The organism is Roseofilum sp. (genome assembly GCF_982964205.1).
The window spans coordinates 1-17247 of the sequence record NZ_CEZBFX010000048.1 but is presented as its reverse complement, the minus strand read 5'-3'; the positions used below and the strand labels follow the sequence as shown (position 1 = coordinate 17247).

Below are 17247 nucleotides of genomic sequence, written 5' to 3'. Positions count from 1 at the left end.
TTAATGCCGCGTCCCCAATATCGAAACCCGAAACGTAAAGCTTGTGCGGAGATGCTGGTGGCTGCTCTGTTGTGTGAGGTGAATCAGGGGGCGTTTTCTTCATCTGGGGAAAAGGTGCGTTTAAGGACTGAGAATTACGGGATTTTTGTGCGGGGGACTCCTGCTGCGCTATTAGATTTGATTGAGTTCTATGGCGAACAACCGGATTTTCCGGCGAAGAAGGGGAGCGTAAAGCTGTTTCGCCAATTGGGTTCTGCGAAGGTGCAGAGGGAAGGGTTGCGGGATACACTGACGGATATGGGGAGGGAGCGGTTGGGGTTGACGGATGAGGAAAAGAGGTCTCCACGCAGTTCGCCGACTCGCCAGTTTAGGTTAAGGCTGCACTATGCACCGACGGAAATAGCCGATAATCTGAGGTGGTTGTTTGCTTCTGGTGGGGAATGGGATAAACGCGCTCAAGAGCAGTCTCAGGTGAGCAAATCAGAACCGGTTAATCCCCTAGTGCGAGAGACGCAGCAGAAACTTTTAGAGTATTTATATGAGGCGATTAAGCTGTTCCCGAGTGATTTAAGCGAGTTTACGCCTTCTCATTGCGAATGTATTGCTCCTTTTGTGCAAATTATGGCTTCTGCTCTGGATCGGGATGGGGTTTTAGATGAGATGATTGAGCCAATGCTGACGTTGAATTTGGGTAAGTTTTATTTGGCAACGAATCAGTTGGATTTGGCGCTTCCTCGGTTTGAAGCCTGTTTGAATTCAGGACAACTGACGGCGGCGAATGGTTGTCATTATTTGGGGGTGTGGTATTTTCGCTGTGAGGATTACTCAAAGACAGAGTATTATTATCTACAAGTTTTGCAAGGTCGGAGGGAAGTTTGGGGCGATAATGCTCCGTATCGCTCGCGCGATCGCCACCCCGATCTAGGCGCAACTCACCATAGTCTAGCATTGCTTTATATCCACCAAGGCCAGTATGCCTTAGCCACGGAGCATTTACAAACCGCCCTGGATCTGTGGGACGATCGCCCGTTTTCCTTGGCTCGTGGCTTGCAGTTACAAGGGGAATTGTGTTTGCAACACCAGGATTTTATCGGTGCTAAAGATAACTTCAGCAGAGCGCTGGAACTAGCGGGCGATCGCCAGGAACACAACGCCATCGCCATTGCAGAATGTCTGCGAGGACTGGCCAAAATTAACGCTAAACAACGCCATTATGAAAGGGCCCGACAGTTGTGGCAAGAGGCTCTAGATTTGGCCAGTCAGTTTCGCTATCACGAGCATCCCCTATTCCCGTTGCTGATGGCAGATTTAGCTGCTGTGCATGTGTTTTTAGGCGATCGCCCCAGTGCGGAAATTTTGTCCGAAAAAGCACAAGAAAAAGCATTGAGGATTTATGGCAAACAGCATCAAGTGGCGATCGCCATTATCCACGATTACCATTCCCTTTGCCCTAGACCTAATTTTTGATTTTTAATTGTTTTGTCCAGTCAATCTCAGTATTTTCAGCCAATTCGGTGGCGATCGCCTCAGCGCCATAACGATTCAGATGGCTCGGATCGGAAAAATAACCGTATTCTCCCCCCAACCAGAGCAAGATCCAATCCTGAACCTGTAAACCCAAGGCTTGTTGGGTGCGAAGATAGTCCTGAAACTGGGATTCAAAGGCTGTGCGGGCTGGATCTAAATAAACATCTGTTAAGGGCATATTGACGAACATCAAACTCACGCCCATGTCTTGGGTATAAGCCATTGTATTTCTAAGAGCTTCATCCTGTTCGCCCTCTAAACTAAAGAACTCATAATCGCGATCGTAAGCCCCAGAGACTTGAGGATGATTCTCATAGTAGGTATTGGGATCGAACTCAATTTTGAAAGGCAGAAACCCATCCGGATTGAGAATCGCCGGTTGTAGCATTTCCGGGTCTTCTACCCGGGTCAGGTGTGAGGTATCTTCCGGTAAAATCTGAGAAAGGGTGGTCTGAATCTGGTTATGGAGGCGATCGCGCTGGGGATACACCGCAGACAACGACCCCAAACCGGCTTCAAGCCAATCATTAGCTTGTTCGTAGCTCTGGGTAATAGAAAAGCGCTGTAAACCCAGATCGTTATCCTCAGAAGTCTGGGGTGATGAATTTCCAGACCAAGGTGTACCATACTCCGGCCGGGTTAAGGTTTGTGCTTGTAACTGTTGATATCCTTCAGAAGCGGCGATCGCCTCATAAGTTAGATCCTCCCGTCCGCTATTAAACGCCCTGGTCCCATCCGCCCAAATGATTACTTTCGGCAACTGTTCGGGAGTCAACAATTCCCGAATCACCCAATCCACCACCTTAGCGGTTGCCCCATTAATCCCAAAATTATAAATACTCACATCCGCATAGCCGCGATCGGCCAAATCCTCTCGCAGTTGCTGCGGATCGATCCCTCGCAGGGCACGGGATGAGCCAATAATCATCACATCAGGCGTACCCGATTCTAACATCAAGGCATGATAGCGCCCCAAATGTTCATCAATCAGTTGATTATTAAACGTGGGATAGGGAGACGGAGGACTTAAACAGGAACTATCTACACACTCCTCTGATGTCGCCTCCCGATCTCCTAACACACTCTCATCACTGGCATTGGCTGGATCTGTGCCTAAATTCAAATAGCCTGGAGCGATCGCCGCACTGGAGGAATTTGGACTCGCTAATTGGGTTAATTTATACCCCAATAACCAATCAATTTCCAACGTTAGCAATAGCCCCAGAGCTGACCAAACCAGGGCAATCATCAGTTGAGGAGTTAGGCGATCCCTCCAACTCGGATTCGATGGAGGAGTTGGCAGTGGGGAATAGGCAGTGGGGGAATAGGGAGCAAGCGTGCCTTCAATGGCGGCAGGTTGGGCATCAGGAGCCAAAAGTCCACTTCTGACTAACGCTTGTTGACAGTATTGTACTAAGGAGATTTTCGGACGCTTCTTCTTCGGGGCAACCGAAGGTTGAGGGGGAGAAGCTGGATCTGTCTGCTGGGGTGAAGCCGATCGATCCTCCGTTTCCTGCACAGCTACTGAAGAAGGGTGAGGCTCTGAACTCACTGAGGAAGGAGAATCTTGCCAGCGATGGGGAGCGCGATCGAGGGCAATTAGATCGCCCACATAGGCGCTACTAGCGGCGAATTCTGGGGGCGCTTCCGGAACCAAGCGTTTTCTGGACTTAAAGTCAACCCCATAGTTCCAACGGGGCAGTTTTTGACCCGCTCTGCGTCCATAAACCCGCACGCCAGCAATAGCCGGAATTTTCAGTTGACGCAAGAATTTCGCCACTAGGGGAGCGACTTGCCGTTGATTGGGGCAAACCGGAGCATCACTCATCACATGCAAGAGGTCTTGCTTGAGCAGAATTTGAATCCGAATTCCTCCAGTGCTGAGTTGTTGCTCAATTTCTGGGTTGAGCAGTCGATTCAGCAGAAATTGTAGGGCGACTTGACGACCCTTTTGGGCTAATTCTAGGGTGGAGGGATGCAAATCTGGGTCGCTTTTGGCGGGCAGATCCAGCCAATCCACCCAAGCCGGGGTCGATTTATTATTCAGGTGACCGTAGATTGTGGCGGCATGAATGCCTTGGGGAGCGATCGCATTGAGTAAACTTTGAATCTTTTGGATGACCAGGTCTTGCTGGGGAATTGTTGTCCCCCGACAAAACAGGTGTAGGGTAGATTCTTTGAGAATAGCAGAGATATGCAGTTGGGTTTCTGGGGCTAATATTTGGTCAATCAGGCGATTAATTGCCGGGACATCTCCCCATCGCGCCCATTGACGGAGCATCACCGAGCGGGGAGTCAGATCTACCAGCAACACCCAATCTGGGGAAGGTTCGCCATGAACTTGACAGGCGATCGCCGCATCCCGAAATCCGGATAGCTCTAATTCCCGCAATTGCCCGGCAATTTTCGGCCCCAGTAAGCTGGAATCGGGACTATAGTTGCTATAGATACCCACATGGAGCCGCTTAAAGGGAGTATCCAGTTGATTGTAGCGCTTCAGGGTTTTCACCTTAACCTTAACTCCAATCCCCAGAGGACTGAGACTCTCACTGAGGTAACGGGCGATCGCATGGGGATTACCTTCAGCCGCTAAATTACGATTCGAGACCACCATCCCCATTCCAGAGCTAGTCTCAATGGGGTCAGCAACCGCCGCCGCAGCTACTGAACGTCCGTTTTCTGGCGTTGGGGTAGGTCGTTCTCCTCGGGGCTGAGGGGAGTTTTCTGGCGGGAGATCGCCATAATCGCTCGGATTAGGAACAGAGGCGATCGCCAGCTTATTCAAATCAATTTGTTTCGTCCACTCTGGATAATTCGGCCCGCTCACCCGACCATAAATCCAGATTTGGTAAATTGGCGGTTGATCGTCTGGCAGTAAACGATCTAGGGAAATCTCCGATAGTCCTTCAATTAAACTCGATTCCACCCAATCTTGCGAAGGAGAATGGGGAGCGCTTTCACAAAGAATATGGAGAATATTACCCCGTACTCGGACTTTCACTTTTCCCACCTCTGGCCCAATCCGATCTTGGGCCCATTGGGATAAACTTGTCCAAGTCCCGATTGTGTGAGTAGAATTCATGGGCGGCATAGGGAAGATGACATCAAGGGGGAGTGGGAAGAGTTATAGCGTTAAACGCTAGGGAGTAGGGAATAGGCACGAAGCAATAGGCAACAGATCATGGGAGCTAGGTTTCAGGATTCAAACCTGTCCTAACGGCTTTAGCGGTTGCTATCAAACCAGTCTCCATGCATGGTATTACACAATGGGATGGAATAGGGGATTATGCTTTGATCAAGCCACTTTTTCAGGATAGACTGAGCGAATTGGATGCCATTAGAACGGCATGAGTTGGGAGATCAAACCCCATAATCCAATTCATGGGATTGGGCTTGCTCCCTAGACACTTTATATCGCTTTACAAAAAAAATATGCAACCTTCTAACTCCCTTGAATCCGATCGAGAGTCTTCCCCTGCCGTTTCTAGTGAAGGGGTCTCTATCCTCTTAAGTTTATCAACCCTGCCCGTGGTGGTTGGCCTCTTAGCCTTAAAGAATGTGAGCCAATTCTGGCAGCAAGTCGGTCGAGACTCAGAAGAGATTTTTCGCGGCGATCGCCTACCCTTACTCACTGAACCTCCCCAGACTTCATCCGAACCGAATCCAGAAACCTAGAAACGTAAACCACTCTTGTAGGGAAAACTGTTCGTTATAGACAGTTTGTTCTCCATCTCCCCTTGACAATCAAAAGCAGACCAACCGCCCGCGAAATATTGAGACCTCTTGCATCAGTGGGCAGAAAACGAAATAGTAATGCAGTAATCATATATTCCGCTATGACTATCGTCTTTTGCCTGACTTCTGCAAGAAGTCTATTGATCGATTCACTGATCGATTATCACTCCCGTCAAAGCAACCTTCACCCCCTAGAATGGTTGAGTATCACTAGCTGGATCAGAATTCGATGAGTTCAACACTTCACCCCTCAAACCCTAACTTGAGTAACCTATCAGCTAATAGTTCGCCCTCCTCCTCCAATGAAGTCGTGGCGACTCTGACCTCTGAGTTGCTGTTGCGTCAGCGTCTGAAATTAGTCGAACAGTTGTGGGAGTCAGTACTCCAACAAGAATGTGGCAGTGAGCTAATCACCTTAATCAGGGAAATGCGTACCCTCTGCTCCCCAGAAGGTCAAGCCCCTAATGTGGTCAACACCCAAACCCAAGCCTTAATTGAAAACTTAGATTTGAACGCCTCCATCCGGGCAACTCGAGCCTTTGCCCTCTATTTCCAACTTATTAATATCGTTGAACAGCATTATGAGCAAAGGGGCCAACAACAGCAATATTGGGATTCCCCTACATCTGCTAACCCTTCCTTAGATTCAAGTGAACCAGAAGAACTCTCCCCTCCAGAACATTTTCAACCCAAACCTTGGAGTGGTAATCTCAGTAAAATCCGTCGTGACTTAGGAACATTTCATTCTCTGTTTCCCAAACTCAAAGAACTGAATGTGCCTCCCGGACAGATTCAATCGTTGATTAATCAACTCGATGTCCGCTTAGTCTTTACCGCTCACCCAACGGAAATTGTTCGCCATACCATTCGGGATAAGCAACGGCGGATCGCTAAATTGCTGCAACAACTGGATCAATGGGAAGAAGGATTAGTGGCGACTAAGGGCAATTCTGCCTCCATTCCCTCGGCTGTAGCCAACAAAATCAATGAAAAAACCGAACAACTACGCCAAGAAATTCGCCTCTGGTGGCGTACCGATGAATTGCATCAATTTAAGCCTAGGGTCTTAGATGAAGTTGATTATACCCTCCACTACTTTGGGGAAGTTCTGTTTGATGCCATTCCCAAACTCTATCAGAGGTTTAAGCAGGCCCTCAAGGACACATTCCCCAACTTAACTCCTCCTCAATATAACTTTTGTACCTTTGGGTCTTGGGTGGGATCGGACCGAGATGGCAACCCATCCGTCACCCCTTCAGTGACGTGGCAAACAGCTTGCTATCAACGAAACCTGGTGTTAGAAAAGTACATTACTTCGATTAAATACTTAACGGATATCCTGAGTTTATCCTTGCACTGGAGCGATGTGCTACCCGAGCTATTAGAATCCTTAGAGCAAGACCAGCAGCAGATTCCCGTGGTTTATGAGCAACTATCAATTCGCTATCGCCAGGAACCCTATCGTCTAAAGTTGTCGTATATTCTAAAACGATTAGAAGAAACTCGCGATCGCAACTTGCAATCCGAAATTCAAGTCACCCATCGGCCCCTAATTGGCCAAGACGGTAGACCCAAGTTTCCCGAAAGTAACCTCACCCCGCACAGTTATTCCTCTAGTGAAGACTTCCTGAAAGAACTGCAACTGATTCATCGCTCCCTAACCGAAACCGGTTTTTATTGTCGGGAACTTGAAGATCTCATTTGCCAAGTCGAAATTTACGGGTTTAAACTTGCCCATTTAGACATCCGTCAAGAAAGTTCTCGCCATAGCAGCGCCATTAACGAAATTATCCAATACTTGCGGATTCTACCCCAATCCTATGACGACCTGAGCGAAGAAGAACGGGTTGAATGGTTAGCGACAGAGCTGCAAACCTTGCGACCCCTGATTCCAGGAGAATTACCGTTTTCGGAAACAACCTGTGAAACCATCGAAACCCTACGCATGGTGCGTCAACTGCAACAGGAATTTGGCCGGGAAATCTGTCAAACTTACATCATCAGCATGAGCAATGATGTCAGCGATATTCTCGAAGTCCTGCTGTTAGCCAAAGAAGCCGGACTTTACGATCCAGCCACTGGTGTGAGTACGATACAAGTAGTTCCCCTCTTTGAGACCGTCGAAGACCTCAAACGAGCGCCAATAGTGATGCAAGCACTGTTTGAATTACTCCCCTATCGAGCTTCCATTTCTGGTGGATATGAAGCCTTAAAAGAGCAAAAACCAGCATTACAAGAAATCATGCTTGGTTATTCCGATAGCAATAAAGATTCGGGTTTCTTAAGTAGTAACTGGGAAATTCATAAGGCCCAGAAAGCACTAGAGCAAGTCGGCACTCCATTTGGAGTAGAATTACGGATTTTCCATGGTCGCGGGGGTTCTGTCGGTCGAGGGGGCGGGCCAGCCTATGAAGCGATTTTAGCCCAACCGAGCCGTAGTATTAATGGACGGATTAAAATAACCGAACAGGGAGAGGTGTTAGCCTCTAAATATTCTTTACCGGAGTTGGCCCTGTATAACCTGGAAACGATTACCTCCGCAGTGGTGCAAGCGGGAGTCCTCGGCAGTGGGTTTGATGATATTGACCCCTGGAATGAGATTATGGAAGAATTGGCGATTAAGGCGCGATCGCACTATCGTTCTCTGATCTACGAACAACCCGATTTTCTCGACTTCTTCCACTACGCCACCCCCATCCAGGAAATTAGTCAACTGCAAATCAGCTCCCGTCCTGCTCGTCGTGGAGGTAAAAAGAAAGGTCTTTCGGGACTGCGAGCCATTCCTTGGGTGTTTAGCTGGACTCAGGCTCGGTATTTACTGCCGAGTTGGTATGGAGTAGGGGCGGCTCTTCAGGAATTTATCGATCAAGAACCCCAACAACATCTGAAACTGCTGCAATATTTCTATGCTAAATGGCCGTTCTTCAAGATGGTAGTCTCGAAAGTAGAAATGACCCTTTCTAAGGTAGATTTGCATATTTCTAGGCACTACCTGGAAAAACTTTGTCCCCAGGAGGAGTTAGGGAGACTCGAACTGGTGTTTGAACAAATCAAAGAGGAGTTCTATCGCACTCGTGAAGTGATTCTGGCGATTACGAATCATGAGAGACTTTTGGATGGAGACCCCATACTTCAGCGATCGGTTCAGTTACGCAATCGTACGATCATTCCATTAGGCATGTTACAAGTCTCCCTCTTAAGCCGCCTACGTCAACATAATACCAGTGGCTCATCGGGCGTGATTTCTCGCTATAGTAAGGGCGAATTATTGCGAGGCGCTCTGCTCACCATTAACGGCATTGCTGCGGGAATGCGAAACACGGGTTGATCCCCCTATGAGGAGAGAAGGTTTTCTCTCTCCTCCACTCTCAGGACGTTATGGCGCTTTGCGCTGTCGAGTCACTTAGAAAATATTGTTATTTCAGCCATTGAGAAAAGCAGAGATTTCCTAGAATCTGGAGCATTATAGCGTTTCTCTCTTCTATGAGGTACAGCTTTAAGCCTTAGAACCTAAGCCATACAAGCTATTGCAAAGCAAGCCTATTGCTAGAGAGCCTAGCGCGAAGCGCTATAGTAACCATTAATGAATCTAAATTAAGAGTTCGTATTCTACCATTTTCATAAATTATAGCTAAAGTCTATCTTCAAGTCCCCAACATTTGCAACTGATACAAACTCGCATATAATCCCTTTTGAGCTAATAAAGATTCATGGGTTCCTGTTTCCACTAAAGCCCCCTGTTTTAAGACAAAAATTCGGTCTACATTGCGAATGGTGGATAGACGATGGGCAATAATAATGGCGGTACGATTGATTAAAAGCTGATCGAGGGCTTCTTGGACTAAAGCTTCCGTTCCCACATCTAAACTTGATGTTGCTTCATCCAAAACTAAGATATTCGGATTGCGAATCGCGACTCGCGCAAAGGCTAATAACTGTTTTTGTCCGCTGGATAAATTTGTGCCTCTTTCTCGTAATTGGGTGTTATATCCTTGGGGCAACTCTTCAATAAAGCGGTCAATATTAGTCAGTTTTGCCGCTGCTTGAATTTGGGATAACGGATAGGATTCACCCAGGGCAATATTACTTTTTACATCTCCAGAAAATAGAAATCCATCTTGTAAAATCACGCCTAAATGACGGCGCAACTCTTGCTGAGGTAAATGGCGAATATCAATACCATCGACTAAAATCCGTCCATAGGTGGGTTCATAGAGGCGACACAACAATCGAATCACGGAACTTTTCCCGGCTCCAGTTGGTCCGACAAGGGCAATTTTTTCACCAGGGCGAATGGTAAAATCTAGATTTTTAATCACAAATTCATCTTTTTTGTAAGCAAACCAAACTTCTTCAAAGCGAATTTCACCTATTTTTAGCTCCGATAGTTCTGTAGTGGGGGATTGAGCGAGTTTTTCCTTTTCCAAGGCAGATCTGAGTGAATCTACCCCTACTTGTAGATTTTGGCGTTTTTCGACTTCTGGATCGCGAATATCAATGGGTTGACTCATAAGTTCATGAATCCGTTCAATGGCTGTAAATCCCGATTGAAACATGGTGAATTTTTCCGCGAACCGCCGCAGGGGGTCGAAAAAACGAGGTGCAAAGAGGATAAATTCAGAGAGGATACCAAACGTGAGTTGATCTTGTAGAATGAGCATTCCGCCTAAACCGAGAACGCCAGCAACGGCGACGAGGGCAATCCATTCTAAGGTCGCAGAAACTCCGGAATCATAGAAGATGGTTTTATCAATGGCTTCAATAAACCGTTGATTGTTTTTACGAAAGAGTTCTTGATTAAACCGCTCGCGGCGAAAGAGTTGGACGACATCGATGCCGATAATATTTTCTTGGAATTGGGCGTTGAGTTTGGAGAGTTCTTCTCTAGCGATATAGTTGGCAGCTCGATATTGCTGTTGAAAATAAATAATCAGTAAGGTGACAGGAATCAGTAGACCAATTAACAGAAGCGCCAGTTGCCATTGCTGGCGAAACATCACTACACCAATAACCATAATGGAGACAATATCATTGATAATGCCGATCGCTCCCGTGGAAAAGACCTCTCCGAGGGCTTCCACGTCATTGGTTAACCGGGTAATCAAACTCCCGACGGGAGTGCGGTCAAAAAATTTAACAGCTAAGGCAGTAACATGGTCAAATAAATCATCGCGAATATCTGCGGTTAACTGTTGTCCCACCTTTTGAATCATAAACCCTTGTACGCCAGCAAATAGGAGGCGAAAGAGAATCGTAACCAGAAGCAAACCCCCTAAGAGATTAATACTGGTAGATACTGATAAGGTATCTAAAATAGCCCAAGTGGGTTCGCTCTTAAGTTTAGAAACCGCTTGTCCAATAATCAAAGGCTGAACTGCGCCAGCCAACGACAGAGGCAATAAAAGGATTAAGGATGCTGTCAGCAATTTTCCATGGCGACGAGCATAGGGAGCCAGTCGCATTAAAAGCTGCCAGTCATTTTGTTTACGGCGGGGTTTCTCTAGGGAAGGGGGAGGAGAAGTCATAGGTTATAGCGCTTCACCCGGGTAATGGGTAATGGGAGTAATGAGTAATTGGATACTGCTGGCTATTTTACAAATACTTTAGCCTACCTCCTTAGCGGAGGAAGGGACGGGCTAAAACGAAGGCGGAAATGGATTTGGCATCGACTTGTTCCCCGTCTACAATGGCTTGTTCTAATTCTTGCGGAGTCATTAACACCGTTTCTATATCTTCATCTTCGTCTTGCTCGGGAGGGTTAGGCAAGAGTTCGAGATCTTCGGCTAAAAAGGCATAAATAATTTCATCGGAATAGCCAGGAGCCAGAAAAAATTCACCCAGTTTACGCCATTTATGACTTCGATATCCGGTTTCTTCTTCAATTTCCCGTTTAATGGTTTCGGCGGGATCTTCATGCACTTCTACGGTTCCAGCGGGAAATTCAAGCAGTCGTCCCTGTGCTGCAAAGCGGTATTGACGCACCAGGACTAATTTTCCTTCTGGGGTGACGGGTACAGCAAGAGCGCCTCCAGGATGATGAATGCATTCCCAGTCACCGACAACGCCATTGGGAAGGCGCAGGGTTGCGCCCTCGAAGCTGAATTTACGTCCTTGGTAGAAGAAGCGTTGTTGGATTTTTTCTGCGGGTTCCGGTTGCAACGGCATGGTTGGGTGTATGGTTAGAGTCTGTTTCAAACCTTGCCACAGTCTTAGAGGAAGAGCAAGTTAGATCAATATAAAAATTAAAAATGGGTAGGGGTTGGGGGCAATTGCCTCTAAAGGTTGTCTGTTTCATAACAATATGACTTCCCGTTTGACGAACAACTTCAAAACCTAAATGCTCAAGCGCCCGAATTGCTTCTCTACTAGAAATTCGTGGTAACTTAGGCATAGTTAACCTCAATGGTAGTCACAAAGCGAGGTGAAGTTTTCGGGAGGGGAAATTCTTCTAAATAGAGTTGTGTGGCTTGTTTTAAACCGGCGATCCCCTGTTCTATGGTCTCTCCTTGATCTACTGTACCGACTTCTGGACATTCGGCAATATACAGGTTATTTTCTTTATAGACAATTACAGTTAAGTGACGACTGTTCATAATACTACCTCTTTTAGCCAATCATCGTAGTGGCGATCGCCTCAGCATCAAGTCCCATTGCTACTGAGGCGATCGCCCAAATCCTATCCTTATCGGTTGATACGGTGCAAGATTATCTGTAATCAAACAGTTAATTAGGCTTGCAGCTCGTCCAAACGGGTGAGAACTTCTTGGGAGTGAATGGCAGGACGAACGCTGGTAAACGTGGCGCGGAGAATACCATCGGGATCGATAATAAACGTATGGCGCATGGAGATAAACCGTAACCAGGAACCATAGGCTTTGCTCACTGCCCCAGTGGTATCGGCAAGTAGGGGGAATTTTAACCCTTCACTGTCGCAAAAATCAGCATGGGATTTAATATCATCAGCGCTAATACCTAAAATTTGGGTATTGCGCTCTAAGTATTCTGGTAAATCTTGTTGAAAACGCCGGGCTTCTAGGGTACAGCCCGGGGTAAAGTCAGCAGGGTAGAAGTAAACCACGATCCATTGTCCTTGATAATCAGAAAGGGAAATTTCCCCTTCTCCGGTATTGGTGGGTAGTTGGAAGGAGGGGGCAGGTTGTCCGATTTCGGGGAGTTTACCCCCTAGGGCGAAGGTGGGCGCTCCGAAGGGTAAGGAGAGTGCCAGAAGGAGGAAACTGGTGAGGATCAGCCGTAAGAGCGATCGCCGATTCAATGGATTCATGGGGATGTATGTTGAATTATGTTGAATTAGGAGTTCAATTGCACACTGTAGCAGTTTCTTTCTGAGGACAGGGGGTGTACTCTTAAAAGTGGTGTACCCTAAAGGCAAGTCAATCGTGGCTCAAACCTATCGTGCGAAAATTTTTGTCACCCTACGCCCTTCCGTTCTCGATCCAGCGGGGGTTGCGGTGGAGTCGGGCTTAAAAGAATTGGGATATGAAACCGTAGAAGGGGTGAGAATTGGTAAATATATTGATTTACAACTGCAAGCGGAGGGAGAACAGGAGGCTCAGGAGCAACTCGATCAAATGTGCGATCGCCTGTTAGCCAATCCCGTGATTGAAAATTATCGTTTTGATTTAATTCCAGAGTAGGGGGGAAAGCATCGTGAAGTTTGGGGTGGTGGTTTTTCCTGGTTCTAACTGCGATCGCGATATGGTGTATGTATTGCGCGATGTGTTAGGTTGTCCAACCCGGTTAATTTGGCATCAAGAAACGACATTAGATGATGTGGATGTGGTGGTACTACCGGGGGGATTTAGCTATGGAGATTATTTGCGCTGTGGGGCGATCGCCCGATTTTCTCCCATTATGGGGGCGATCGTTGAACATGCCAACCAAGGTAAGCTCGTCTTTGGTATCTGCAACGGGTTTCAGGTGTTAACTGAGGTGGGATTATTACCGGGAGCCTTAACGCGCAATCAAGGACTGCACTTTGTGTGCGATCGTATCACCTTGAAAGTAGAAAACAATCAAACTCCCTTTACCCATTTATACGTCAAAGATCGGAGCGTTACCCTCCCCATTGCACACGGCGAAGGGCGCTATTATGCCGATTCCAAAACGCTTAATCAACTCGAAGAAAATCAGCAAGTTCTCTTCCGCTATGTCGGTGAAAATCCCAATGGTTCCCTCAATGATATTGCTGGAATATCCAATCAGAACGGCAATGTCATGGGTATGATGCCCCACCCCGAGCGCGCCAGCGATCCAGTTTTAGGAGGAACCGATGGATTAGCTCTGTTTAAGGGACTTTTGGAGAGAATGAATAGTTAAAATCAACAATGAAGATAGAGGTGGGGTGGGAATTCTCCACCTTACAATATGACCCATACTAGACATATTTTTGCAAAATATCTTCAATCCTTTCCACATCAAAATTCGCCGCCATTTCTTCCAATTGCTTAACAAAATCTTGATAACTTGAATCGAGTTGTCGAATTCGGCCTAGCTCCGCTTTTATTCCTTCAATATCGCCAATTTTAGCCGCATAGTGTAATTGTTTTAATTCAGTAGATTCCGGTGTTTTTTGTTCCGGAATCATCGCAGAATTATGTACCTTAGTTTCTATATCGTGAGTTTCATAAATCCATTCTAGCTGCAAATAATGTTCCAATTTATCTAACAATTCATCAATTTGAACCGGTTTAGACAAAATATCATTAGCCCCTGACTGTAAAAATCGATCTCGATCGGACGCAAATGCTCGCACCGATGAAATTAAAATAATCGTCTTTTCAAATTGAGGCGATCGCCGTAAATGACGAATCATCTCTAATCCATCCATTACCGGCATCCCCACATCACTAATAATTAATTCTGGATTCAATTTTTCTACCATCTCTAAACCTTGTTGACCATTTTCTGCTTCAGCCAATTCAAATCCCAACGGCGATAATATTTCACAGAGAATTCCACGATTTTGCCAGCGATTATCAACAATTAAAATACGAGGTGGTTTTCCTTTAACGTGAATGGGATTGTCTCGGAAATGTTTAGCTTTATGACTAAACTTATGATGGCTTTTTAAGTCAAGGTGAAGCTGGAATTTACTCCCTTGCCCCAGCTTGCTGGTTACTTTTATTTCCCCTCCCATTAAATCAATAATTTGCTGTGTAATTGCTAAACCTAAGCCTGTTCCTTCTGCATTTTGACTTTTACTCCCCACTTGCTCAAAAGGCAAAAAAATAGTATTCAATTGAGTAGGAGTCATTCCTACGCCAGTATCTTCAATGGTAAAATCTAGGGGGTAAATTGTAGAATTAGAATCTAAATCAATTATGGGTATCCGGTGATAAACATGAAAAATAACACCTCCTTGATGGGTGAACTTAATAGCATTACCAATTAAATTAATTAAAACTTGCCTGAGTCGTTTTTCATCGAAAAATAGATTTTCTGGCAATTCATCATCAGTTTTATAGATGAACTCAATATTCTTTTGTTCTGCTTTGATACGGCAAATTTCAGCGACTCCAAGTAAAAAGGATTGAAAATGAACATCCATAGGATTTAAGTCCATTTTGCGGGCTTCAATTTTGGCTAAATCAAGAATATCATTGATTAAGTTGAGTAAATGTGTACCACATTGGTTAATAATCTTGATGTTATTAATCTGCTGAGAATTCAAGCTGGAGTCTCGACCTAAAAGCTGACTATAACCGAGAATCCCATTTAAGGGGGTGCGCAGCTCATGACTCATGTTGGCGAGAAATTCACTTTTGGCTTTATTGGCATCATCTGCTGCTAATTTAGCGGCTTGTAATTCTTGGGTACGTTCGGCAACTTTTAATTCTAAAGTGTGTAAATAATCTTGTAGTTGTTGTTGGGATTTTCTCAGATTACTCCAGAGGGTATAGCTGGTTTCAAGCAATGCCGAGCTAGTTAAGCCTAAAACAGAGGGAATCATCGGTATCCACCAGCCGTAGAGAAAGAGAAGATAGCTGATGCTAATAATACTGGCAGCACTGATGATAAAACAGAGGATAGTTCGCCAAATATAAAGTTTAGCAATACCGTCAATTAACCGCCATTGACTAATATATTGTGCGCCGATGATTGACCAAGAAAAAATCCACAGATATTCCCAGATATCGGGCAAACTTTTTATGGATAACCGACCATTCATAGCCTCACTGACGATCTGACTGATTAAATTAGCATTTACTTCTACTCCTGCCATAGCTTGAGGAATGCCTCGAATCTCATTGCTATAGGGAGTTAAGACCGATTCTTTTAAGCTTTTAGCGGTGGAACCAATTAAAATAATGCGATCGCGCATTAAATCTTCGGGAATTCGATCTTCTAGGACATCCATCAAGGAAACTGTGGTAAAACTGCCTGGTTTACCTCGATAATTTAAGATAATCTGGTAACCGGCATCATTGCTGCGAATATAGGCCCCATCATTGCCGGAAAAGGGATAAAAGCTGGCTTCACCTAGGGTAATCTGAAAGTCTTCGGTAATTGTTGGGGAAATATCGTGGGTTTCTAAGTATGACATGGCTAAACGAAAGCCTAGGCTCAAGATGGTATTGCCTTGAGCATCATCAAGATAGAGGAACCCTCGGCGAATTTTACCATCCACATCCCAGGGGAAGTCATTGGCACTAATTTGACTGAGTTCAGCAAGGACGGGAGGGGGGGCGATCTCCAACCCATCACTTTCTCCCACTACTTTTTCAATCCCAATTAAGTTGGAAGTCTCTCGAAATAGAGCGGTTAAATCCTCATAACCTGGCTCAACGGGCAAGTTACGGTATAAATTCAACCCGATGACGCTAGGATTTTGAGCTTTTACTTTTTGTAATAATGTTGTTAAGATGGCATCCGAAACCGGCCAAGTTCCCACAGTTTGCAGATCCGTCTCATTAATGCCAACAATGATAATGCGATCGTCTCTAGCTTCTACAGGACGCAAGCGAAACCCTTGATCGAATGCCGCCAGCTCTAAAGGTTGCAATACCCCTGTAAGCCGCACACCAACGATCGCTACAGTCATGCTAGTAGCAGTGAGCCAGACTTTACCCCGTCGCTTGATTATACTGCTCAACTTTGCCCACATTCCTTCAACCTACCAATTAAGGACTTTTGCCACCATCAGTTTCTCTTGAGGCTCTATAGATGGTTAATCATTTCATGTTGATCGTATCTTCCAGTTTACTGCCAAAAGCCAAATATCACAGTTCTTTTCACATCGAATGCCATAGATTATTGTGGCTTTATGCCTTCGAGTGTTGATTTTCTTTGGCTAAACAATCTATGGAGTGTAAGCCTTATAACCAGTTAAATTTTTTCAAATATTACAGGATCTATTGCTTATAGAGTTATACCGTCTCGCTTTTAAGCGTCTTCCCTCTTTTAAGTATTTTTTTATACAATAACTGCCTTGGCAGTTAGTATATCTTGCAATTTACCAAACCTATTCCCTAGTGAGTAACACTGTATGACCTTGAGTCTATAAATCTGCCCACTCTTCCGGTAGAACATTAGCGATTAACCCTCTTCTGTCACTCTCCGAGAATGAAGATAGAATAAAATAGAGTATCAATAGCTAAAAGCGAGATAGATCAATGGATGTAGAGTTACAGATCTTAAAACATTTGCCCAGATCGCCGGACACTAGGGTGTCAGTTGTTGATCAATATTGTGACTCTTATCAAGAGATGTTTGGTGAGGTGAGAAGTTATGAATATTTTAAATACTTACATTTAGGAATTATTTCTCCTATCCCCAGAAAGTCCTTTCCGGAAATAGCTAAAGTAGTTGGCATCAACTCGCCTCAATCCTTACACCATTTTATAGCCAATTCCCCCGGGTCTGTCAAGGAATTAAGAAACCGGAGATTAAGAAAAACCCTAGAAGCCTTAAGAAGATAAAAAGTGCTAAAGTTCAAGGAGATTGTTCGGTTCCCTCACAGTGGGA

11 protein-coding genes and 2 pseudogenes are annotated in these 17247 nt (G+C 45.4%); 6 read left to right on the top strand and 7 right to left on the bottom strand.

The window, feature by feature from the left end:
* Nucleotides 1–3 precede the first annotated feature (3 nt).
* Nucleotides 4–1467: a tetratricopeptide repeat protein gene (locus AC3A14_RS13380; RefSeq protein WP_318733209.1), complete on the top strand. Its 1464-nt coding sequence runs from the start codon at nt 4–6 to the stop codon at nt 1465–1467.
* Here the strand turns inward: AC3A14_RS13380 and AC3A14_RS13375 are convergent.
* Nucleotides 1457–4609: a hypothetical protein gene (locus AC3A14_RS13375; RefSeq protein WP_318733210.1), complete on the bottom strand. Its 3153-nt coding sequence runs from the start codon at nt 4607–4609 to the stop codon at nt 1457–1459. The genes AC3A14_RS13380 and AC3A14_RS13375 overlap by 11 nt on opposite strands.
* 350 nt (nt 4610–4959) lie before the next feature.
* Between AC3A14_RS13375 and AC3A14_RS13370 the strand changes: the two genes are divergently transcribed.
* Complete coding sequence (locus tag AC3A14_RS13370) at nt 4960–5202, top strand: hypothetical protein (RefSeq protein WP_318733211.1); 243 nt, start codon at nt 4960–4962, stop codon at nt 5200–5202.
* A gap of 289 nt (nt 5203–5491) precedes the next feature.
* Nucleotides 5492–8590 carry a phosphoenolpyruvate carboxylase gene (gene ppc, locus AC3A14_RS13365; protein ID WP_318733212.1) on the top strand — a complete coding sequence of 1033 codons (3099 nt, stop codon included), beginning with the start codon at nt 5492–5494 and terminating at the stop codon, nt 8588–8590.
* Nucleotides 8591–8906: 316 nt separating this feature from the next.
* On the opposite strand, the gene AC3A14_RS13360 is transcribed toward ppc, so the two are convergent.
* The 5 genes and pseudogenes from AC3A14_RS13360 to AC3A14_RS13340 all read right to left on the bottom strand — a co-directional run bounded on the left by AC3A14_RS13360 (nt 8907) and on the right by AC3A14_RS13340 (nt 12535).
* The gene (locus AC3A14_RS13360; protein WP_318733213.1) at nt 8907–10787 is read right to left on the bottom strand and encodes an ABC transporter ATP-binding protein; all 1881 of its coding nucleotides are present in this window, start codon (nt 10785–10787) and stop codon (nt 8907–8909) included.
* 91 nt (nt 10788–10878) lie between these two features.
* On the bottom strand, nt 10879–11427 hold the full coding sequence (locus tag AC3A14_RS13355; RefSeq protein ID WP_318727686.1) for an NUDIX hydrolase: 549 nt from the start codon (nt 11425–11427) through the stop codon (nt 10879–10881).
* An 88-nt stretch (nt 11428–11515) separates the two neighbouring features.
* Nucleotides 11516–11653 (bottom strand): annotated as a pseudogene (locus tag AC3A14_RS13350) (type II toxin-antitoxin system HicA family toxin); the annotation flags it as partial.
* Entirely contained in the window at nt 11646–11855 is a 210-nt protein-coding gene (locus AC3A14_RS13345) for a type II toxin-antitoxin system HicB family antitoxin (protein WP_318733214.1), read from the bottom strand. The gene AC3A14_RS13345 and the pseudogene AC3A14_RS13350, both read right to left, overlap by 8 nt.
* Before the next feature lie 134 nt (nt 11856–11989).
* Nucleotides 11990–12535 carry a peroxiredoxin gene (locus AC3A14_RS13340; protein WP_413038598.1) on the bottom strand — a complete coding sequence of 182 codons (546 nt, stop codon included), beginning with the start codon at nt 12533–12535 and terminating at the stop codon, nt 11990–11992.
* A gap of 124 nt (nt 12536–12659) precedes the next feature.
* Between AC3A14_RS13340 and purS the strand changes: the two genes are divergently transcribed.
* Both purS and purQ read left to right on the top strand, forming a co-directional pair.
* Nucleotides 12660–12917, top strand: coding sequence for a phosphoribosylformylglycinamidine synthase subunit PurS (gene purS / locus AC3A14_RS13335; protein ID WP_271941042.1), 258 nt, complete (start codon nt 12660–12662; stop codon nt 12915–12917).
* A gap of 13 nt (nt 12918–12930) precedes the next feature.
* Nucleotides 12931–13599, top strand: a complete 669-nt coding sequence (gene purQ / locus AC3A14_RS13330; protein WP_318733216.1) for a phosphoribosylformylglycinamidine synthase subunit PurQ — start codon at nt 12931–12933, stop codon at nt 13597–13599.
* A gap of 58 nt (nt 13600–13657) precedes the next feature.
* Here the strand turns inward: purQ and AC3A14_RS13325 are convergent, their stop codons facing one another.
* Nucleotides 13658–16387, bottom strand: a complete 2730-nt coding sequence (locus AC3A14_RS13325) for a CHASE2 domain-containing protein (RefSeq protein ID WP_318733217.1) — start codon at nt 16385–16387, stop codon at nt 13658–13660.
* A 508-nt stretch (nt 16388–16895) separates the two neighbouring features.
* Between AC3A14_RS13325 and AC3A14_RS13320 the strand changes: the two are divergent.
* Nucleotides 16896–17192 (top strand): annotated as a pseudogene (locus AC3A14_RS13320) (IS701 family transposase); the annotation flags it as partial.
* Nucleotides 17193–17247 lie beyond the last annotated feature (55 nt).